Annotated in this window: 20 protein-coding genes; 15 read left to right on the forward strand and 5 right to left on the reverse strand. The window is 71.1% G+C overall.

The genetic code is table 11. From position 1 onward, the window contains the following. The first annotated feature begins 22 nt into the window (after window positions 1-22). A complete protein-coding gene (locus tag BLS95_RS35460; protein ID WP_090941755.1) occupies window positions 23-700 on the forward strand; it encodes a type 1 periplasmic-binding domain-containing protein in 678 nt (225 codons plus the stop codon). On the opposite strand, the gene BLS95_RS35465 is transcribed toward BLS95_RS35460, so the two are convergent. Next, a complete protein-coding gene (locus BLS95_RS35465; protein WP_090941758.1) occupies window positions 697-1,596 on the reverse strand; it encodes a helix-turn-helix transcriptional regulator in 900 nt (299 codons plus the stop codon). The two genes, BLS95_RS35460 and BLS95_RS35465, sit on opposite strands and share 4 nt — an antisense overlap. Window positions 1,597-1,766: 170 nt before the next feature. Here BLS95_RS35465 and BLS95_RS35470 point away from each other — a divergent pair, with 170 nt between their 5' ends. From BLS95_RS35470 to BLS95_RS35485, 4 genes are all read left to right on the forward strand, one after another. Further along, window positions 1,767-2,777: an aldo/keto reductase gene (locus BLS95_RS35470; RefSeq protein WP_245765478.1), complete on the forward strand. Its 1,011-nt coding sequence runs from the start codon at window positions 1,767-1,769 to the stop codon at window positions 2,775-2,777. Between the two features lie 86 nt (window positions 2,778-2,863). Then, on the forward strand, window positions 2,864-3,991 hold the full coding sequence (locus tag BLS95_RS35475; RefSeq protein WP_218136137.1) for a DUF2235 domain-containing protein: 1,128 nt from the start codon (window positions 2,864-2,866) through the stop codon (window positions 3,989-3,991). Window positions 3,992-4,229: 238 nt separating this feature from the next. Further along, window positions 4,230-5,021, forward strand: a complete 792-nt coding sequence (locus BLS95_RS35480) for a sulfotransferase family protein (RefSeq protein WP_218136138.1) — start codon at window positions 4,230-4,232, stop codon at window positions 5,019-5,021. 137 nt (window positions 5,022-5,158) lie between these two features. Further along, a complete protein-coding gene (locus BLS95_RS35485) occupies window positions 5,159-6,028 on the forward strand; it encodes a hypothetical protein (RefSeq protein WP_143043991.1) in 870 nt (289 codons plus the stop codon). A 7-nt stretch (window positions 6,029-6,035) separates the two neighbouring features. Here the strand turns inward: BLS95_RS35485 and BLS95_RS35490 are convergent, their stop codons facing one another. Next, window positions 6,036-6,479 (reverse strand): ester cyclase, encoded by a 444-nt coding sequence (locus BLS95_RS35490; RefSeq protein WP_176993558.1) that lies wholly within the window; start codon window positions 6,477-6,479, stop codon window positions 6,036-6,038. Window positions 6,480-6,680: 201 nt separating this feature from the next. Next, window positions 6,681-7,505, reverse strand: coding sequence for an SAM-dependent methyltransferase (locus BLS95_RS35495; protein ID WP_218136139.1), 825 nt, complete (start codon window positions 7,503-7,505; stop codon window positions 6,681-6,683). Between the two features lie 295 nt (window positions 7,506-7,800). Here BLS95_RS35495 and BLS95_RS35500 point away from each other — a divergent pair, with 295 nt between their 5' ends. Together BLS95_RS35500 and BLS95_RS56080 are read left to right on the forward strand one after the other, a co-directional pair. Then, window positions 7,801-8,679 carry a helix-turn-helix domain-containing protein gene (locus BLS95_RS35500; protein WP_218136140.1) on the forward strand — a complete coding sequence of 293 codons (879 nt, stop codon included), beginning with the start codon at window positions 7,801-7,803 and terminating at the stop codon, window positions 8,677-8,679. A gap of 53 nt (window positions 8,680-8,732) precedes the next feature. Further along, window positions 8,733-8,879: a hypothetical protein gene (locus tag BLS95_RS56080; protein ID WP_176993559.1), complete on the forward strand. Its 147-nt coding sequence runs from the start codon at window positions 8,733-8,735 to the stop codon at window positions 8,877-8,879. A gap of 200 nt (window positions 8,880-9,079) precedes the next feature. Here the strand turns inward: BLS95_RS56080 and BLS95_RS35505 are convergent, their stop codons facing one another. Then, window positions 9,080-9,400, reverse strand: coding sequence for a plasmid stabilization protein (locus BLS95_RS35505; RefSeq protein ID WP_090941777.1), 321 nt, complete (start codon window positions 9,398-9,400; stop codon window positions 9,080-9,082). A gap of 157 nt (window positions 9,401-9,557) precedes the next feature. Between BLS95_RS35505 and BLS95_RS35510 the strand changes: the two genes are divergently transcribed. After that, entirely contained in the window at window positions 9,558-10,349 is a 792-nt protein-coding gene (locus tag BLS95_RS35510; protein WP_090941781.1) for a DUF1206 domain-containing protein, read from the forward strand. Beyond that, window positions 10,346-11,938, forward strand: a complete 1,593-nt coding sequence (locus BLS95_RS35515; protein ID WP_090941784.1) for a phospholipase D family protein — start codon at window positions 10,346-10,348, stop codon at window positions 11,936-11,938. Before BLS95_RS35510 ends, BLS95_RS35515 begins: the two co-directional genes overlap by 4 nt. Window positions 11,939-11,994: 56 nt before the next feature. Here the strand turns inward: BLS95_RS35515 and BLS95_RS35520 are convergent, their stop codons facing one another. Further along, entirely contained in the window at window positions 11,995-12,654 is a 660-nt protein-coding gene (locus tag BLS95_RS35520; protein WP_176993560.1) for a phosphatase PAP2 family protein, read from the reverse strand. Between the two features lie 72 nt (window positions 12,655-12,726). Here BLS95_RS35520 and BLS95_RS35525 point away from each other — a divergent pair, with 72 nt between their 5' ends. The 6 genes from BLS95_RS35525 (at window position 12,727) to BLS95_RS35550 (ending at window position 20,764) form a co-directional block, all read left to right on the forward strand. Further along, the gene (locus BLS95_RS35525; RefSeq protein ID WP_090942026.1) at window positions 12,727-13,617 is read left to right on the forward strand and encodes a diacylglycerol/lipid kinase family protein; all 891 of its coding nucleotides are present in this window, start codon (window positions 12,727-12,729) and stop codon (window positions 13,615-13,617) included. A gap of 24 nt (window positions 13,618-13,641) precedes the next feature. Then, window positions 13,642-14,793 (forward strand): AI-2E family transporter, encoded by a 1,152-nt coding sequence (locus BLS95_RS35530; RefSeq protein ID WP_090941789.1) that lies wholly within the window; start codon window positions 13,642-13,644, stop codon window positions 14,791-14,793. A 109-nt stretch (window positions 14,794-14,902) separates the two neighbouring features. Further along, a complete protein-coding gene (locus BLS95_RS35535) occupies window positions 14,903-15,772 on the forward strand; it encodes an LLM class F420-dependent oxidoreductase (protein ID WP_090941791.1) in 870 nt (289 codons plus the stop codon). Between the two features lie 162 nt (window positions 15,773-15,934). Then, entirely contained in the window at window positions 15,935-17,725 is a 1,791-nt protein-coding gene (locus BLS95_RS35540) for a glycoside hydrolase family 3 protein (RefSeq protein WP_245765485.1), read from the forward strand. Between the two features lie 28 nt (window positions 17,726-17,753). Continuing rightward, window positions 17,754-19,037, forward strand: coding sequence for an exo-beta-N-acetylmuramidase NamZ family protein (locus BLS95_RS35545; RefSeq protein WP_090941796.1), 1,284 nt, complete (start codon window positions 17,754-17,756; stop codon window positions 19,035-19,037). Continuing rightward, window positions 19,037-20,764 carry a serine hydrolase domain-containing protein gene (locus BLS95_RS35550; protein WP_218136142.1) on the forward strand — a complete coding sequence of 576 codons (1,728 nt, stop codon included), beginning with the start codon at window positions 19,037-19,039 and terminating at the stop codon, window positions 20,762-20,764. Before BLS95_RS35545 ends, BLS95_RS35550 begins: the two co-directional genes overlap by 1 nt. Window positions 20,765-20,801: the final 37 nt, after the last annotated feature.

Genomic DNA, 20,801 nt, shown 5'->3' on the forward strand with positions numbered 1-20,801 from the left:
ATCACCTCGAAGGACGATCCCTATGCGCTCCCGACGCCTGCCTGCCGGCACGCTGGCCGCCGCGGTCGCGACCGCCGTACTGGTGGCCGGCGGATGCAGCACGAGCGACGACTGGTCCCGGCCGCACGCGCGGCCCACCGCCGTCGGCACCCTCGGCCCGGGGTTCACCGACCCCACCACGCCGCCCTCCCCCGAGGCCACGATCACGCCCAGCCCCGGCTCCTGGGACGAGGTCCGCCCGCCGGCCGGCTACCGCGTGGTGCTGCTCACCACGGGGCAGGACCCGCAGACCAGAATCCTGGTGACCGCCGTGACGAAGTGGGCCGAGGAGAACGAGGTCAGCCTCAAGACCGTCACGGCCGCGAAGCCGGAGGAGTTCGTGCGGAGCATCAGCAGGGCCATCGAGCTGGCGCCCGACCTCGTCATCAGTGCCGGCAACGAGCTGGTGGACCCGCTGGCCCTGGTCACCGCGAACCACCTCGACCAGCGCTTTCTCGTGGTGGGCGCCGAGCTGGCCGAGCCCACGGAGAACGTCACCGCCGCCGACTGGACCGGCGCGTCGTTCCGTGGGGAGGGGCTCGGCATGTCCTCGGCGTACGATCCGGCCAGTTTCACCCCCGACCGGGCCGGCCGCGCCGTCCGGGCCGGCGTCGCGGCCGTGCTCACGGGCCTGACCGGAATCGTGATCTGGATCGACTAGTGGCGGGAGCCGGGCCGGTCGGCCGGCAGCCGGTCAGGCCGGGCGCTCCCGCTCGGGAGCTCCCCTGCGCCGGCCGTCATGTCCTGGGTGCCGATGACGGACAGCAGCTCCAGCTGGGCGGCGCCCTTGCTGCCGGGCGGCGCGGTGAACCACAGCAGCCGCTGGTCCCCGTCCTCGCTGAACAGGCTGTGGCAGTCCACCTCGATGACGCCCAGCGCGGGGTGGACGATGCGTTTGTGGTCGGTCCGCCGCAGGGCGACGTCACCGGTCTCCCAAAGGCTCGCGAACTCCGGGCTGCGCCGGCGCAGCCCGGCGACCATCCGGCTCACCCCGCTGTCCTGACCGCGCCGGGCGGCGACCGCCCGCAGGTCGGCGACGAAGACGCGCGAGTGGTAGTCGTGGTCCTCGGGCGGGTAGAGCGTGCGGGTGCCGGGGTCGGTGAACCAGCTGTGGACGAGGCTGGTCGCGGGCTGGCGGCCGACGAGCGCGGCGGCCAGCGGGTTTTGCGCGAGGGTCTCGTGCAGGTCGGTGATCACCTGCGCGGGAGTGGTGGTGAGCCGGTCCAGCAGGCTGAGCAGCGCCGGCCGGACGTGCGCGACGGGCCCGTGGGCCGACGGGGGGACCGGCCGGTCGGCCAGGTGGAACAGATGGTCGCGTTCGTCGCCGTTCAGCCGCAGCGCCCGGGCGAGGGCGGCCACCACCTGGGCCGAGGGCTGGGCGCCACGCCCGCGCTCCAGCTCGGTGTAGTAGTCCGCGGACAGCCCGGCCAGCTGGGCGACCTCCTCCCGCCGCAACCCGGGCACCCGGCGGCGCGGACCGGTGGGCAGGCCGACCTCGGCCGGCCGGATCCGGTCGCGCCGGGACCGCAGGTAAGCGGCGAGTTCGGAGTGGTTCATCCTTCCATGGTGACGCATGCCGGAAGAGCCGAGCCAGGGGACGGCGACCCCAGGGTAAGGACAACCGTGGTTGTCCTGGGAGCATCGGTGCAGGCTGAGGACCTGCCGGCCGGCGTTCGTGCCGTACGCGCCGGTCAGGCGGTCGAAGCCATAGGTCAAGGAGAATCAGAGTGTCTACCATCGCCATCCGCCCGCTGGGCGCGCACGGACCGCGGGTCTCGGCCATCGGCCTGGGCGCCATGGGCATGTCCGACCTGTATGGACCGGCCGACGAGCAGGAGAGCATCGCGACCCTGCACGCGGCGATCGACGCGGGGATCACGCTCATCGACACCGGCGACTTCTACGGTTCCGGCCACAACGAGATGCTGATCGGCCGGGCCCTGCGGGAGCGCCGCCGCGAGGACGTGGTGATCAGCGTGAAGTTCGGCGCGCGGCGTACGCCCGACGGCGCCTTCCAGAACGCGCCGTACGACATCTCGCCCGCCGCGGTGAAGGACCGGCTGGCGTTCTCGTTGCGCCGGCTGGGCACCGACTACATCGACATCTACCGCCCCGCCCGGCTTTCCCCGCAGATCCCGATCGAGGACACCGTGGGCGCGATGCTGGAGATGCGGCAGGCCGGATACCTCCGGCACATCGGCCTGTCGGAGGTCGGAGCGGACACGATCCGCCGCGCCGCCGCCGTGGCCCCGATCAGCGACCTGCAGATCGAGTACTCGCTGCTGTCGCGAGGCCCCGAGCAGGCCATCATCCCGACGCTGCGCGAGCTCGGCATCGGCCTGACCGCGTACGGAGTCCTCTCGCGCGGTCTGCTCAGCGGCCACTGGACCCCGGACAGGGAACTCACCGCCGGCGACTTCCGGGCGCACAGCCCGCGCTTCCAGGACGGGAACCTGGAGGCCAACCTGCGCCTGGTCGACGCCCTCACCCGGGTCGCCGAGCGCGTCGGAGCGACCACGAGCCAGGTCGCCATCGCCTGGGTCGCGGCCCAGGGCCAGGACATCGTCCCGCTCGTCGGCGCCCGCCGCCGCGACCGGCTGGCCGAGTCCCTCGCCGCCGTGGACCTGGTCCTCGACCAGGAGACGCTCGCCGAGATCGAGACGGCGGTGCCGGCGGACGCCGCGGCCGGCACCCGCTACGCCGCCTCGCAGCTGGCCCACCTGGACAGCGAGCAGTGAAGGATCCGCCCGGCGGTCGCGCCGGCGGGTGAGCTGATTCAACGACAGCGGATCGTGGCAGGTTATATACGGGGCGACATCAGCAGGTGATCTCGCCGTGGTCTTCGGTCGGCGGGCTGCGCATGGGCAAGAACATCGTCGTCTGCCTCGACGGCACCGGTAACGAGGTCAAGGCGCGGGGCGCGTCGAACATTTTCAAGCTCGTCGAGCTGCTCGACCTCCGGGATCCGGACAGGCAGGTCGTCTACTACGATCCCGGCGTCGGCACGTTCGCCGCGCCGAGCGCGTGGACCGCGGTGACACGCCGGCTCTCCCGGCTCGGCGGGCTCGCGCTCGGGCATGGCCTCCGGCAGAACCTCGGGGAGGCCTACACCTACCTGATGAACTCCTGGCGGCCTGGAGACAGGGTGTTCGTCTTCGGCTTCAGCCGGGGGGCGTACACCGCACGGGCGCTGTGCGGGATGCTCTATCGGGTGGGCCTGCTCCGCCCGGGCAGCGAGAACCTGGTCCCGTACGCGGTGCGCGTCTACGCCAGGCGCCCCGGCCGGGATTCGGACCTCAGCCTGCCGGAGGGCTGGGCCCGCATCGACCGGTTCGCCGAGGCGCTGTCCGTCCGGCCGGCGCCGAAGTCCCTCGCCTTCCCGATCGACTTCCTCGGCCTCTTCGACACCGTCAAGGCCACCGGCTTCCTGGGCCGGGACATCACCTGGCCCTACACCAACCGGCTGCCCAACGTCCGGGTCGCCCGGCACGCGGTGGCCATCGACGAGCGGCGCCGGCCCTACCGGGAGGACCTGATCCCCCAGCCAGGGCCCGGTGAGCGGCGGCGGGTCTCCGAGACCTGGTTCGCCGGCGCGCATTCGGACGTGGGCGGCGGCTTCGACGAGCACCCGGAGCTCGGCAGGATATCCCTGCGGTGGATGCTGGAGGGTGCGGTGGCCGAGGGTTTGCTGGTGCGCGAGCAGCGGATCGGCGACCGCTACCCCCTGGCGGAGTCCGACGCGTCGGGCGTCGTCCACCCGATGGGATGGATCTGGGCGGTCACCGGCCACCGCCGCCGCCCGATCCCGCCCGGGGGCCGGGTCCACGCGAGCGTCCGTACCAGGATCTCGACCGAGCCGGAGTACGCCCGCGAGCTTCCGGACGGCGTGGTGTGGGACGAGGAGTGCTGGCCGTTCAGGAGCGGAACCGCGGAAACTCCCAGCACACCCTGAGGTCCGGAGCCCGAACGTGGGGCTATGTCTCCGAAGATTTTGCGTTAACGTGTCGGGCCATGGCAGCCGTTACGGCAGTGCTCCAGGCCGCCATTTCGGAGAAGCGAAAAGAGTGGGACGAAGGGCACCAGGGTCGCGGATGGGCGTCGTGAACAACGGCATCAGGCGAAGGGCTCGGCTTCTGAGGCAGGCATTACGCCCCCCGCAGCGGCTGTCGGCACCGGACAGGTCCAAGATCATGGAGGCGGCGCAGGCCCCGCGGCCTCCCAAGCGGACCCAGACCGTCGACTACAACGTCCCCATCATGCCGCGCCAGGTGGAGTCCCCGGTCTTCGTGATCGCCTCCGTACGCTCCGGCTCCACGCTGCTGCGCATGCTGCTCAACAGCCATTCCCGCATCCGCGCCCCGCACGAGCTGCACCTGCGCACCGTCAACGTGAAACTGGCCGCCGGCTTCTCCGAGGAGTCCATGCTGGAGTCCGGGCTGGACGAGGTGGAGCTGGAGCACGTGCTGTGGGACCGCATCCTCCACCTGGAGCTGCTGCGCAGCGGCAAGGAGATCGTCGTCGACAAGACCCCGGGCAACGTCTTCGTCTGGGAGCGGCTGCACTACGCCTGGCCGAAGGCGAAGTTCCTCTTCCTGCTGCGCCACCCGGAGGGCGTGGTCTCCTCGCTGGAGAACCGCGAGACCAACACCGCCACCCGGAGCGCCCTGGAGGCGAACGCGCTCAAATACTTCAAGCCCCTGGAGGCGGCCCGCCGCGCCCTCGACGGCCTGACGCTGCGCTACGAGGAGCTGACCGCCGAGCCCGAGCGGGTCACCCAGGAGATCTGCGCGTACCTGGGCGTGGAGTGGGAGCCGGGGATGATCGAGTACGGCGAGCACGACCACGGCCGGTTCGTTCCCAACCTGGGCGACCGCAGCGACACCATCAAGTCCGGCCGGATCCAGGCCGCCCGCGCCTCCCGGAACACCGGCACGCTCTCCCCCGAGCTCGCCGGATACGCCACCGCCTGGGGCTACAGGTGACCGCGGCGGAGTCGCGTGGGCTTGCGCCGGTGGCGGCGGTTCGTCTGAACTTGGGGGGATAGCCGCACGACAGGGGAAGGCCGATGGACGCGGGCCAGGTCGATATCGTCGAACAGGGCCCGCGCGGGCCTCGCCGGATGGGACTCCTGACGATCCTGGTCGCGCTCGTGGCCGTGCCGCTCGTCGCGAGTCTCGCCGACCGGGAGACAAACCCTCCCGACCCGGTCGTCACCGCCGCCCCCGTGATCCGCGAGGCCATCAACGTGAAAGCCAACGCCGTCTATCCGCGGGAGAGCGGCGCCGGCGGCACCAGGACGCTGTGGGTCACCTTCCCCGACGGGTCGCGGGCGCAGATCGACTACCCGACCGACCTGAGCCTGGCCGCGCTGGGCACTCGCCCGTACACCAGCGGCACGGTCACCGTCAGCGGCGAGGCGGAGGAGTTCCGCTCCCTCACCGCCCCGCTGTACGGCGAGGCCGAGACCGCCGCCGGCCGCCCGATGATCCGCCGGCTCGTGGACGACGTCACGCTGTGGCCAGGACCGCTCGGACTGGACGGCGCCGGTTCGGTCCTGCTCTTCGCCTTCGGCGACTGGCGGCTCGCGCTGCAGGACGAGCACACCGGGATGACCTTCGAACAGCGGCTGGCCTGGGCGAAGCACCTGCGCGGCAGGCCGACCCCGGACGGCTTCCTCACCCTGTCGGCTGACGGTCCTGTCCGGCTCTCGCGTCCCGGCGAGCTCCGCGACGGCGTGCTCGTCGGCCCGCAACTGTGGTTCGGCGGGCTGAGCCGCCGCATGCTGGTACTGGCTCCGGTCCCCGACTGCGCGCGGCTGGGCAGGGCGTCCGTCGTCCTCGACCCGCGCCATACCATCGCGGGGAGCACCTGCCGCGACGGCTTCTACCTGGCCGCCTCCGGCGATCCCGGCTTCGTGCGCGGCGCGCTCTCGCAGGTCCGTGTCCGCACCTGCGAGACGACCGGGCCGATCTGCACGTCACGTCCTTGACGCCCGGTCAGACCCACCGCTCCTGCTCCTCGAACTGGAGTGAGGCGCCGAGCTGGGCGCCCAGCTCCAGCTGGTCGTAGAAGATGCGGTGGCTGACGATGAGATCGTTCTCGACGGTCGAGACACTGCACGCGCGGACGAGGAACGGGCGGCCGGTCGCCTCAGCCACGCCTCCCCCCGGGATCAGGTAGGCGCCTTTGTGGGTGCCGCTCAGGGTGTACTCGGCCACCAGGGTGTCACCCGAGATCGTCACCGACTGGGGGGTGCATCGCGAGTCCGGGAACGCCTCCAGGAACGCGCCGTAGTAGGAGGCGATCTCGTCCCGGTCCTGGCCCACGCCGTCCGGCGCGACGAGGACCGCACCCGGGCTGAAGGTCTCCGCGAGGCCGTCCAGGTCATGGCGGTTGAAGGTTTTCCGCAGCCGCTCCAAGGGACGCCGGGGATCAGACATCGAGATGACCCTTCTCGAGATACGACACCCAGCCGAGGGGAAACCGGGCAAAGCTGGATGGTTCGCCATGCTAATCGCAAGATTGGCAATGCTTCCGCCAAGCTCCGGTACAGAAGCCCTGCAGCGCCCGCGGCCGGCCGCCGCACCGAGGGCCGTCCCGCCCGCGGACCCACGGCAAACCGGGGCAAAGCATGGCAAGTGTTACGGCTTGCGTCCGACCCCGCAGTAGCCGGCGACGTCGGCCGGCTCCCCGAACGGGGTGGCCTCGACGCGCCAGCGTGACATCGACACCAGCCCCGGCTCCACGAGTTCCAGACCGTCGAAGAAGCGCAGGATCTCCTCGCGCGTGCGGGACGTGATCGTGTCGGCGGCCCGTCTGTTCCATTCCGACTGGGCCTGCTCGTTGGCCTGCGCTGCCGCCGCGTCCACGAGGTCGGAGGTCGCGTGCGTCAGCGCCAGGTGGCTGCCCGACGGCACGGCGTCGAGCAGGCGCATCACGATCCCGTGCACGTGGTCGAGATCCGGGACGAAGTGCAGGATGCCCAGCAGCATGATGGCGACCGGCTGGGAGAAGTCCAGCGTCTCCGCCGCCTTCTTCAGGATCACGTCGGGGTCGCGCAGGTCCGCCTGGAGGTAGTCGGTCTTCCCCTCAGGGGTGCCCACCAGGAGCGCGCGGGCGTGGACCAGCACCAGCGGGTCGTTGTCCACGTAGACGACGCGGCTGTCAGGCGCGACCCGCTGCGCCACCTCGTGTGTGTTGTCCATGGTCGGCAGCCCGGTCCCGATGTCCAGGAACTGGCGCATGCCCGCCTCGCCCGCCAGGTAGCGGACGGCACGCCCGAGGAACGCCCGGTCCGCGCGGGCGATGTCGATGATCCCCGGGAAGACCTGCTTGGCCTGCTCGCCCATCGCGCGGTCGACGTCGTAGTGGTCCTTGCCGCCGAGGAAGTAGTTCCACACCCGGGCCGAGTGCGGCTTCGTGGTGTCGATCGCCGGCGGGGTGTCCTGACCCGGGACGTCGGTCACGGGTACCTCCCTGGATATCGCCTAGGTCATTAGCTTCGCCCCATAACGTAGCCTTCTGTGTTGTTTCGCGAAAGTGATCAGTTTCTTCGCGTGAGCGCCAATCACGGGTTTATCGCCGCCACGCCTGAGCGTTTCCCAGCGGTAGGTGACGTGCCCCTTGCGGTGCGCATTGGGCTTGCCCGCCCTTCACCTCTATGACATGGTGCGTACGCTGACTTCCTTGCCAGTTTTCAACCAGTCGTGGTGAGGCGCCGATATAGGAGCACGGATGTCCACTGCTCACGATACGGGTAACATGCCGGATTTTCCCGGTGGGGACATCCGGCAGTCCGGACCGACGGCGTTACGCATGCTGGTGGGCGCGGAGCTACGGCGGCTGCGCGAAGCCTCGGAAATCAGCCGCGACCAGGCGGGATACGTCATCCGCGGATCGCAATCCAAGATCAGCCGGTTGGAGGCCGGCCGGACCAGCTTCAAACCGCGCGACGTGGAAGACCTGCTCACCCTGTACGGTGTGACGGACACGGCCGAACGAGCGGCTCTCCTGGCATTGGTCAAGCAGGCCAACGCGCCCGGCTGGTGGCAGCATTATCGGGATGTCATCCCGGAATGGTTCGAGGGCTACCTCGGATTGGAACAGGACGCCTCACTTATCCGTACATATGAGGTTCAGTTCGTTCCCGGGTTGCTGCAGACCGAGGACTACGCTCGCGCGGTCATCTCCCGCGGACGTGAAAACGAGCCGGAGGCCCTGATCGAGCGCCGCGTGGCGGTGCGGATACACCGCCAGCAGATCCTGACCGGGCCCGCGCCGTGCCGGTTGTGGGTGATCGTGGACGAAGCGGCGCTGCGCCGGCCGGTCGGGAACCAGGCGGTCATGCGGGCCCAGCTCGAACACCTCGCCCTGATGGCCGAGCTGCCGCACGTCACCGTACAGGTGATTCCCTTCAGCTCCGATGCCGCCGTCGCCGGCATCGGGCCCGTCACCCTGCTGCGCTTCCCGCAGGCCGAGCTGGCCGACGTGGTCTACCTTGAGCACCTGACAGGCGCCCAATACCTGTCCAAGGCCGAGGCCGTCGGCCCCTACCTGGGGCTCATGAACAACCTCGGAGTCCACGCCAGCTCCCCGCCCGCCACCTCGGCGATGCTGCGGCAGCTCATCGCCGAGCTGTAGAGACGGCAGGAACGCCGCCCCTACGGCCGACCGGCAGCGGATGCTCGGCGTCGATGAGGGAGCCGTCCACCGAACGCCGCCAGGCACTGCTCGCCCCCGGGTCGGCCCAGTCCTGCTCGATGATCCTCGGGATGGGTAGGATGGCCTGCCGGTGGCCGACCATCCAGGAGTTGCGGAAGAAGTCGAACCTGGGGTGGTAACAGCGCGAACACGCTCTCGCCGGTCAGGTAGCACGCCTTGCTGAACAGCTCACCGATCTCCGGCGCTTCGGTCACGTCGTCGGCGGCGTAGACGCGACCGCCTATCTGGCGCACCCCGAACACGCCTTCGCCGGCATCGCACCAGGCACCTACGAGCTGCGGCGCCAGCGCGAACGAAGGAGCGTTCGGGCGCGCCCGGGTCAGCCGAGGGCCTTCTCCAGCTGCGCCTTGCTCATGCTCGAACGGCCCTTGATGTTGCGGCGCTTGGCCTCGGCGTACAGCTGATCCCTGGTACGGCCGCCCGCACCGGTGTGCGAGCGCAGCCCGCCGCGCCGGCTCGACGACATGTCCTTGGTGGACGTCCGGCTCGCGGTCCGCGACTCGCCCGCTCTGGCCCGTTCCTTGTTCACCGTACGGGCGGCCATCTCGGTCGCGCGTTTGGTGCTCTGTCCCCGCTTCTTGGCGCTGTCCTTGATGTGCTTGTACTGCCGTTCCCGCTTTGAGCTAGATCCGCGAGGCATGTTTCCCCCTCATGAAACTGTGACTCTGGATGACCACTACCCGGACGGTGACCACCAAACGGACAGCGTCGGCGGGGTGGGCTGGTCAGACCGGGTGAATGCCTAGAGCCCGGTTTCCGGGGCAGTGCGGGAGTCTTTGCTGGATTGGGGAGACTCCATGAGCGAGGTTGAGGTTGCGGCTCGCCGGGCGGCGAAGAGCCCGGCCATGGACCGGCTGGCCCGGGTCGGGCTGGTGTGCCGGGGCGTGCTCTACGGGCTGATCGGAGTGCTGGCGGTCCAGATCGCGTTCGGCACCAACGAGCACGAGGCGGACAAGAGCGGCGCTATCGGTACGGTCTCGGCGCTGCCCTTCGGGTCCGTGCTCCTATGGGTGATGACGGTGGGGTTCGCCGCCCTGATCCTCTGGCAGGCGTCCGAAGCGATCTTCGGGCATCTCAAGACCATGGACAGGGTGGAGGCGGCGGGCCGCGTCGTGATGTATGGGATCGTATGTTTCGCCCTGCTGACCCTGCTCCTATCCGGCAAGTCCGGGTCCGATGACGAGAAGTCCCGCGACCTGACGGCCGAACTGCTCGCGCTGCCCGCCGGGCAGCTCATCGTGGGCGTGGCCGGGGTGGCCATCGCCGCGTTCGGCCTGTACGGGATGTGGGAGGGGGTCAAGAAGAAGTTCCGCAGGCACCTCCGGCCGATGCCACCGCGGGCCCGCACGGTGATGGACCGGCTCGGGACGGCCGGTTACCTCGCCCGCGGGCTGATCGTGACGCTGGCCGGGGTCTTCGTCGTCCAGGCGGCCGTCACCTTCGACCCCGGCAAGGCCGGGGGCATCGACGCGACGCTGAGGACGTTCGCCGACACCCCGGTGGGACCCTGGCTGCTGGTGGTGGTGGCGGCCGGGCTGGTGCTGTTCGGCGGTTACTGCCTCGGTGAGGCCCGCTGGCGGCGGACATGAGGCTCACCTGCCGCACGGACGACCGCCAGGACACGGCTCTGGTGGAGTGGTTCCTGACCGGCGAGGAGCGCGGCAACCCCGCGACACGACTCGCGGCCTGGTCGGAGGGCAACCTGGTCCGGCCGCTCGTGCACGGTTCGGCCTACTTCGCCGAACTCCACGCGGGCCTGGCCGGGCTGGGCCAGGACGACCTGCTGCTGTTCGCCGACTGGCGCGGCGACCCCGACGAGCGGCTCACCCCGGACGGTCCCGGGGTGGCGACCGCGATGGCGCGGGCGGCCGAGCGGGGTGCCCTGGTCAGGGGGCTGATCTGGCGTTCGCACCTGGACGCGCTGCGATTCAGCTCGGCCGAGAACCGGCACCTCGGCGAGGAGATCGAGGCGGCCGGCGGGCAGGCGCTGCTCGACACCCGGGTACGGCGCGGCGGCTCCCATCACCAGAAGTTCGTGGTCCTGCGCCACGACGGCGACCCGGGCCGGGACGTGGCGTTCCTCGGCGGCATCGACCTGTGTCACAGCCGCCGCGACGACGCCGAGCACCTCGGAGACCCGCAGTCCGCTCCGATGTCGGGCCCGTACGGTGAGCGCCCGCCGTGGCACGACGTGCAGGTGGCGATCCACGGCCCCGCCGTGGCCGAGGTGGAGAAGGTCTTCTGCGAGCGCTGGGAGGACCCGGCCCCCGAGACCCGCCAGCCGCTGCGCCGGCTGCGCGACCGCCTGACCCGGATGGCCGACGTGCCGCCGCTGCCCGATCCCGGCCCGCCGCCGCTCCCGGCCGGCACCCATGCCGTGCAACTGCTGCGTACGTATCCGCATCTGCGGCGGGCCTACCCGTTCGCGCCTGAGGGCGAGCGCAGTGTGGCCAGGGCGTATCACAAGGTGCTGGGACGGGCGCGTTCGCTGGTCTACCTGGAGGACCAGTACCTGTGGTCGACGGACGTGATCGAGCCGTTCGCCGGGGCGCTGGAGCGGGAGCGGGACCTCCGCATGATCATCGTGGTGCCGCGCCATCCGGACCAGGACGGCTGGCTGGCGGGCCCGGCCAGCCTCATCGGCCGGGCGGAGGCGCTCTCCCGGCTGCTGGACGCCGGCGGCGACCGGGTGGCGATCTACGACCTGGAGAACCACCGGGGCACGCCGGTGTACGTGCACGCCAAGGTCTGCGTGGTCGACGACGTGTGGGCGGCCGTCGGGTCCGACAACGTCAACCTGCGCTCCTGGACGTACGACTCGGAACTGAGCTGCGCCGTCATCGACGCGGAGCCCGACCCGCGCCCGCCCGCCGGAGCCCGCAGGTACGCCAGGGACCTCCGGCTCACGCTGGCGGCCGAGCACCTTGACCGCGACGCGGGCGACGTGGCCGACCTGTGCGACCCGGCGGAGGCGTTCGACGTGTTCGCCGAGTCGGCCGCCCGGCTGGAGTCCTGGCATGAGGGCGGCTGCCGGGGTCCCCGCCCGCCGGGCCGGCTGCGCCCGCATCCGCGGCCCCGGCTCGGGCGCGTCCGGCGGGCGCTGGCCATGCCGCTGTACCGGTCGGTCGTGGACCCGGACGGACGCCCGCCCCGGCTACGCCGGTCCAAGGGCTTCTGACCGCCGGTCCAAGGGCTCTGACACGGCCTACGCCGGTCCAAGAGTTCTGGCACGGCCTACGCCGGTTCAAGGGCTTCTGAGGACCGGCGCCGCCGGTACAGGATCGCCCGCGCGGCCATCACGACGCAGCCGGCGCCGAGCAGCAGGCCCCAGGCGACGTCGGTGAGGAAGTGCATGCCGCGGTACAGCCGGGAGAAGCCCACCATGAGCGGCGCGGCGCCACCGAGCACCCAGATCGCCACCTGGAGCGCCCGCCCGCGCACGTGCGTGGTCAGGACGAGCGCCATCCCACAGTAGAACGCGACGGCGGCGCTGACGTGCCCGGACGGGAAGCTCGACGTGGGCGGGGCCGGGTCGAGGTGGCCCACCGGCGGCCGGTGCCGTCCGACGGCCCCGGTGGTGGCCAGGAAGACCAGCGACTGGCTCCAGACGGCCGCGACGAGGAAGATCGATTCCCGCCAGCGCCGGAACACGAGCCGGAAGGCGATCGCCGCCACCGCCGTGAGCGCCACGATGTACGGGGTGTCCGACAGGCTGCTGCCGAAGTCGGTGAGCGTGTTCCACAGGGACGTACGGTCCGCGGCCAGGGCCCGGCTCATGGCCGCCTCGCCGGTCGGCCAGGCGAGGACCAGCCGGCCCGCGCCGTACGTCACCCCGGCCATCAGGGCCATCGGCAATATGATCGTGGAGGCGTAGTACCTCAGGTGCGCTCTCACCGGCTCCGCGCTACCCCGGCAGGCGGAATTGATTCCTGCCTGAATGCCCCCGTCACGGGTAGCGCGGAATGCATGTCCCCCACCGTGGCGGTCGTCGCGCACCGCAAGAAGACCCTCGGCGCCGGCCTGGACAGGCTGCGCGCCCTCATCGCCGAGCATGACGTCGGCGACCTGCTCTGGTACGAGGTGGCCAAGAGCAAGAAGGCGCCCAAGAAGCTGCGCAAGGCCCTCGACCAGGGCGCCGACCTCGTCTTCGTGTGGGGCGGTGACGGCACGGTGCAACGCTGCGCCGACGGGCTGGCCGGCTCCGGGGTGCCGATGGCCGTGCTCCCCGCGGGCACCGCCAACCTGTTCGCCGCGAACCTCGGCATCCCCGCCGACCTGGAGGAGGCCGTACGGATCGGCTTCCACGGGCGGCGCGAGCGGCTGGACCTGGGGGTGCTCAACGGCGAGCATTTCGCGGTGATGGCCGGGGCCGGGTTCGAGGCCGAGATGATCGCCGACGTCGGCGGGCGGGCCAAGCGGCGGTTAGGCAAGCTCAGCTACGTCAGGGCGGCCGTTCGGCACGTGGACGGGCCGCTGGTGCCCATGCGGGTGGAGCTCGACGGGGCGCCCTGGTTCGACGGGCAGGCGAGCTGCCTGCTGCTGGGCAACGTCAGCACGATCGCCGGCGGGGTCGAGGCGTTCGACGACGCCCGGCCGGACGACGGCTGGCTGGAGGTCGGGGTCTCCACCGCCAAGGGGCCGATCCAGTGGGCCCGGGTGATCGGCAGGATGGCCACCGGACGCTCCGACGACTCCCCCTTCGTACGGATCACCCGGGCGAGGCAGGTGTCCGCCCGGTTCGGCGCGCCGCTGACGTACGAGCTGGACGGCGGGGAGCGCGAGGCCACCACCCGCATCGAGGCCGCGGTCGTGCCGGGCGCGCTCACGATCTGCCTGCCGCCGGACGAGCGGCCCTGAATCCGGCCACGCGAAGGAGCCCCCATGCCCGACACCGCACCCCCGCCCCGCCCGGCGCCCGATCCGCCCGCGACGGACGGCGACCGCACCCAGAGCCCGGACCGCGCCCAGAACCCGCCTCTCAGGCGGCCCTCCAAAGGCACGACGTTCACCTTCGGCAGCGGGCCGTTCACCTTCGGCTTCACCGCGGCCCTCGGCGTCCTGACCGCCTGGCTGCTGGTGCAGGCGCTGGCGACCACCGCCTCCATGCTCATCCTGATCGTGGTGTCGCTGTTCCTGGCGGTCGGGCTGGACCCGGCGGTGCGCCGGCTGCACCAGGTCGGCCTGCCGCGCTGGGCGGCGATCACCCTGGTGTTCGTCGCGGTGATCGCGTTCTTCGCCGCGTTCGGCGTGGCGGTGATCCCGGCGCTGTCGCAGCAGGCCGGCGACTTCGTGCAGAGACTGCCCGGCTACATCGCCCAGCTGCAGAACAACCCCCAGGTACGCGACCTGGACCAGCGCTTCGGCCTGCTCGAACGCCTGCAGTCCTACCTCCTCAGCGGGGACCTCGGCCGCCAGGTCTTCGGCGGGCTGCTCGGCGCGGCCGGCATCGTGGTCAACGCCGTCTTCTCCGCCCTGACCGTGCTCATCCTCACCCTGTATTTCCTGGCCTCGCTGCGCTCGATCACCCGCACCGGATATCTGCTCGTGCCGCGCAGCCGCCGGCCGCGCGTCCAGAGTCTCGGTGACGAGATCCTCCGGCGGGTGGGCGGCTACGTGGCCGGCAACCTGATCATCTCGCTCATCGCCGGGGTGACGACGTTCTTCGTGCTGTCGATCCTGGGGGTGCCGTACGCGCTGGCGCTGGCCATCATCGTGGCCGTCACCGACCTGATCCCGCTCGTCGGAGCCGGGATCGGCGCCGCCGTCGCCACCCTCACCGCGCTGTTCGTCTCGCTCCCGGTCGCGATCGGCTGCCTGGTGTTCTTCGTCGTCTACCAGCAGGTCGAGAACTATGTGATCGCCCCCAAGGTGATGAAGTCCTCCGTGGACGTGCCCGCCGCCGCCACCATCGTGGCCGCCCTCATCGGCGGCGCCCTGCTGGGCGTGGTGGGCGCCCTGCTGGCCATCCCCGTGGCCGCCGCCATCCAGCTCATCCTGAGCGAGGTGCTGCTGCCACGCCAGGAGCGGCACTGACGCGCCACGGCACTGCACACGTCTGCTCCATGACGGGTGGGTCGCCTCGGGCTTCCGCCGCCGTTCCGCGATGATGTGCGGGTCACCTGATGATCGACGGGAGCTACGCATGCAGATCGGTGTCGTCTTTCCGCAGACCGAGATCGGCCCGGACGTGGGAGCGGTACGCGCCTACGGACAGGCGGTCGAGGAGCTCGGCTACCGCCACGTGATGGCCTTCGACCACGTCCTCGGCGCGGATCCGGCGGTCCACGAGGGCTGGGAGGGCCCCTATGACGTGCGGACCACGTTCCACGAGCCGATGGTCCTGTTCGGCTACCTCGCCGCGCTGACCTCGCTGGAACTCGTCACGAGCGTCATCATCCTGCCCCAGCGGCAGACGGCGCTGGTGGCCAAGCAGGCGGCGGAGGTGGACCTGCTCAGCGCCGGCCGTTTCCGGCTGGGCGTCGGGCTGGGCTGGAACCAGGTCGAGTACGAGGCCCTCGGCCAGGACTTCGGCACCCGCGGCAAGCGCGTCGAGGAGCAGGTCGAGCTGATGCGCCGGTTGTGGACCGAGCAGACGGTCACCTTCGACGGCGCCTTCGACCAGGTGACGGGAGCGGGGCTGGCACCTCTGCCGGTGCAGCGGCCGATCCCCGTCTGGTTCGGCGCGCAGTCGCCCGCGGCCTACCGCCGTGCCGGGCGGCTGGCCGACGGGTGGTTCCCGCAGATGTCCCCGGGCCCGCGGCTGGCCGAGGCCAAGGCGATGGTCGAGGAGGCCGCCGCGCGGGCGGGACGCGACCCCGCCGCGCTCGGTATGGAGGGCCGGGCCTCCTGGCGGGGCAGCGCCGAGGAAGTGAGCGAGCTGGCAGGGCAGTGGCGGGAGGCCGGTGCCACCCATCTCGCCCTCAACACCATGAAGGCGGGTCTGGGCTCCGTGGACGAACACCTCGCCGCGCTGGAGAGCGCGGCCGAAGCGCTGGGGCTGCGCCAGGGGTAGCCACGACCGGGAGGGCGAGAGGTTTCCGCCGCGAAAGCGTTGACCATCCGTAGGGATGAAAGTAACTTTCGTGTGGCAGTCCACCTTGCATGAAAATTTACCGACATGCGAGGACTTGGAGGACAGATGCGTTATCCAAGGTTATTGGTGCTGACAGCGGCCATGGTTCTCGTGGCGACACCGGCTGTGCGGGCCGAGGGCGGGACCGATCGCTGGATCCGCAAGAAGATCGCGGGCATGAGCCTGGAGGAGAAGGTCGGGCAACTGTTCGCGGCGAACGTCTACGGGGAGAGCGGCGACACGACCGCCCCCGCGGACGTCGCGGCCAACCAGACGATGTACGGCCCGGACATCCGGAACGGCGACGACCTCATCGCCCGGTACAAGCTCGGCGCCATCCTCTACTTCCGCTGGTCGAACAACCTCAACGACCCCGTCAGGACGGCGGGCCTGTCCAACGACCTACAGCGGGCGGCACTGGCCCAGCCGGCGAGGATCCCGCTGCTGATCGCCACCGACCAGGAGCACGGCGCCGTCTACCGGCTCGACGAGCCGTTCACCGCGTTCCCCGGGCAGATGGCGCTCGGTGCCACCCGTAGCGCGGGCGACGCGCTCGCCGCGGGGAAGGTCACCGGCCAGGAGCTGGCGGCGCTCGGCATCAACCAGAACTACGCCCCGGTCGCCGACGTCAACGTCGACCCGGGCAACCCGGTGATCGGCGTCCGCTCGTTCGGGGAGGACACCGGCCTCGTGTCGGACCTGACCCGGGCCGCGGTCCGCGGTTTGCAGCAGGGCGGCGTCTCGGCCTCGCTCAAGCACTTCCCCGGCCACGGCGACACGGTCAACGACAGCCACAACAGCGTGCCGTGGATCTTCCACACGAGGGAGGAGTGGGAGCGGATCGACGCGCCGCCGTTCCGGGCCGGCATCGCCGCGGGCGCCGACATGGTCATGACGGCGCACGTCGTCATGCCGTACCTGCAGAGCGACTGCGACGTGGCCACCCAGGAGGGCTGCGACCCCGCGACGCTGGACCCGGAGATCATGACCGGGTTGCTCCGCGACGAGCTCGGCTACGACGGCGTCGTGGTCACCGACTCGCTGTCCATGCAGGGCGTACGCGACAAGTACGGCGACGAACGCATCCCGGTGCTCGCCCTCAAGGCCGGCGTGGACATGCTCATGATCGTGGACGACACGACCAGCACGATCTCCCTCGACGTCGCCTACAACGCCGTGCTGGACGCCGTCCGTTCGGGTGAGCTGACCGAGGAGCGCATCGACGAGTCCGTCCACCGGATCCTGCGCCTGAAGCAGCGGCGCGGCTTCTTCCACGGTGACCAGCAGGTCGACGAGCGCAAGGTACCCGACCGCCTCGGCACCCGCGCGCACCAGGCGGTCGCCCGCACGGTCGCCGACCACAGCGTCACCCTGGTCAGGAACGACGCCCGCGTGCTGCCGCTAAGGAACTCCAGGCAGCGGGTGCTGGTGACCGGCTACCGCAACGTCACGCCGCCGTCCGTGAAGATCCCGCCGGCCGAGCGGCTGGCCCGGGCGATCGGCGAGCTCGGCGTCACCACCGAGCTGTTCGAGACCGGCACGGCCCCTGCCGCGGCCACCATCGAGGCCGCCGTGACCAGGGCGAACGCCGCCGACGTGGTCGTGGTCACCACGGTCAACTCCGCCGGCTCGGCCGCCCAGCGCAACCTCGTCAACGCCCTGCTCGCCACCGGCAAGCCCGTCGTCGTCGTGGCCGCCCGGAACCCGTACGACATCGCGAGCCTCCCCGGCGCTCCGACCTATCTCGCGACCTACTCGTGGGAGAGGCCGGCGATGGAGGCCACCGCACGGGTGCTGTTCGGCCGGACCAAGCCCAGCGGCAGACTCCCGGTGACGATTCCGGCCGCCGACGGGTCGGTGCTCTACCCCTACGGACACAGCCTGAGATACTGACCCTCCTCCCAGGACGGAGCAGCACCTGATGGGCCATTTCTTCTCCCGGCGAGCCGTGCTGTCCACCGCTGCCACAGCCGTGGCCGGGGCAGGCATGACCATTCCCTCCTTCGACGACCGGACCCGGCACCGGAAACTCCAGACCGGCATCCAGGTCCTGATGGCCGACGACTACGAGCTCGTACGGGGCCAGAAGGTCGGCATCGTGACCAACCCGACCGGCATCCTGCCGGACCTGCGCCACGTGGTCGACGTGATGGCCGCCAGCGACAAGATCGACCTCACCGCGGTGTTCGGCCCCGAGCACGGGTTCCGCGGCGCGGCCCAGGCAGGCGGCTCCGAGGGCTTCTACGTGGACGAGCAGACCGGGCTGCCGGTCTACGACACCTACCAGAGCAGCGGGCAGGCCCTGGCCGCCATCTTCACCAGGTCGGACGTGGACACGATCATGTTCGACATCCAGGACGCGGGCGCCCGCTTCTACACCTACATCTGGACGCTGTTCGACTCGATGCAGGCGGCGGCGCTGGCCGGCAAGCGGTTCGTCGTGCTCGACCGGCCCAATCCGATCACCGGCCGGCGGGCCTACGGGCCCATCATGACGCCGCAGTTCTCCACGTTCGTCGGCCGGGAGGCGATCTCCCAGGCGCACGGCATGACCGTCGGCGAGCTGGCGAAGCTGTTCGACGCCGAGTTCCTCGACGGGCAGGTCGGTCCCACGGTCGTGGAGATGCGCGGCTGGCAGCGGGACCAGGCCTATGAGGACAGCGGCCTGCCCTGGGTCCTGCCCTCGCCGAACATGCCCACCGTGGACACCGCGTTCGTCTACCCGGGCACCGGCATGTTCGAGGGCACCAACCTGTCGGAGGGACGCGGCACCACCCGGCCGTTCGAGCTCATCGGAGCCCCGTACGTGGACCACCGGTGGGCGGACGCGCTCAACGAGCTGGAGCTGCCCGGCGCCCGGTTCCGGCTGGCCTACTTCACGCCGACGTTCTCCAAGCACGTGAACACGCTGTGCGGCGGGGTGCAGCTGTACGTCACGGACCGGGAGGCGTTCGACCCGGTCAAGACGGGCATCGCGATGCTGGTCACGGCTCGGCGGGTCTACCCGGGCGGCTTCGCCTGGCGCTACGACGCCTACGACCCGGCGCGGCCGTACTGGATCGACAAGCTGACCGGCTCGACCCAGGTCAGGACCGACATCGACGCGGGGAAGGACGCGGACGAGGTGGAGCGCGGCTGGGCCGGCCCGCTCCAGGAGTTCTCCAGGAAGCGCCGGCAGCACCTGATCTACCGCGGGGGGAACTAGTGGCGCGGCCGTTACCCGTTCTCCTGATCGCGGCGGCGCTCGCCGTGACGACCGCCCTGCCCGCGGCGGCGGCCGTCGATGGCCCGCCGACCGTCACCATCGGCGACGTGCGCTTCGCCGACAAAGTGCTCCGGTACGGCTCCGCCCGCGCGGCGGATCTCGTGCCCGAGCACGTGAGCCGGATCGCGCCCGACGCCGCCGTGTTCATGCGGCCGTCGCCGGCCCGGCCGCTCTATCCGGGCGCGGTCGTGATCGCGGGCCGGGACGGCGTGATCGCGGCCCACGAGGCGATGGGCCAGGCGGTGCGCTACGCCGATTCCAAGCCCACCGAGCTGCCGCCCGACCAGCAGCACCCGATGCGCCGGGACACGATCTTCGACCTGGCGTCGGTGTCCAAGCTGTTCACCTCGATCGTGGCCGTGCAGCAGATCGAGCACGGCCGGATCGGGCTCGACACGCCGGTGACCGCGTACGTGCCGGAGTTCGCGGCCAACGGCAAGGGCGGGATCACGGTCCGGCACCTGCTCACCCACACCTCGGGGCTGCCGTCGTGGATCCCGCTGCACACCGCCCCGACCCTGGAGGCGCGCTACGCCGCCGTCTGGAACGTCGTGCCGTCGAGCCCGCCCGAAACGGTCTACGTCTACTCCGACCTCAACCTGATCACGCTCGGGGTGATCGTGGAGCGGGTGACCGGCAGGCGGCTCGACGCGGTGGTCGCGGAGGGCCTGACCGGGCCGCTCGGAATGCGCGACACCGGGTACAACCCCGACCCGGCGCTCAAACCGCGGATCGCCGCCACTGAGTACCAGACCACCACGGAGCCCGACCGCGGTCTGGTCTGGGGCCAGGTGCACGACGAGAACGCCTGGTCGCTCGGCGGGGTCGCGGGCCACGCCGGGGTCTTCTCCACGGCGTACGACCTGGCCGTCCTGGCTCAGACGCTGCTCAACGGCGGTCACTACGGCCGGACGCGCGTCCTGTCGCAGGACTCCGTACGGCTGCTGCTGACCAACTTCAACACCGCCTTCCCCAGCAACTCGCACGGCCTCGGCTTCGAGCTCGACCAGATGTGGTTCATGGACGGGCTCTCCTCGCCGGTGACCGGCGGTCACACCGGTTACACCGGGACGTCGCTCGTCATCGACCCGCTGTCCGGCTCGTTCATGATCCTGCTGACCAACCGGGTGCACCCCAGCCGGGACTGGGGCTCCAACAACCCGGCCCGCCGGGCGGTCGCCCGCGACCTGGCGCTGGCCGTTCCGGTGCGTCCGGCCCAGGGACCGGACGCGTGGTTCTCCGGAGTCGGGGACGCCCGGACGGCGACGCTCACGCTGCCGGTCGGCGCACCCCAGGGCGGGCGGCTGTCCTTCGCGCTCTGGTACGACACGGAGGCGGACTCCGACGTCGGCTTCCTGGAGGCCAGCACCGACGGCGGCGCCACCTGGAGCCCGGTGCCGATGGAGCTGAGCGCCGGCCGTCACCGCTGGTCGTCGGACGGCACGTTCTCGGGTTTCCAGGGCCGCCGGTGGCTGCGCGCGCAGGCACAGCTCGCCACCGGGACCACCGGGCTGCGGTGGCGCTACGCGAGCGACACGCTCTACCAGGGCCGCGGCGTGTACGTGGACGAGGTGCGGATCAGCGGTCCCGGCGTGCGCTTCGAGGACCGGAACCCGCGCGACGCCGCCCTGTTCGTCCCCGACGGCTGGACCCGGTCGAGGAACTGACGGGGCACCGACGGGGCGAACGGGAGACAGGGCCGGC

Source organism: Nonomuraea jiangxiensis (genome assembly GCF_900099965.1).
GTDB lineage: Bacteria > Actinomycetota > Actinomycetes > Streptosporangiales > Streptosporangiaceae > Nonomuraea > Nonomuraea jiangxiensis.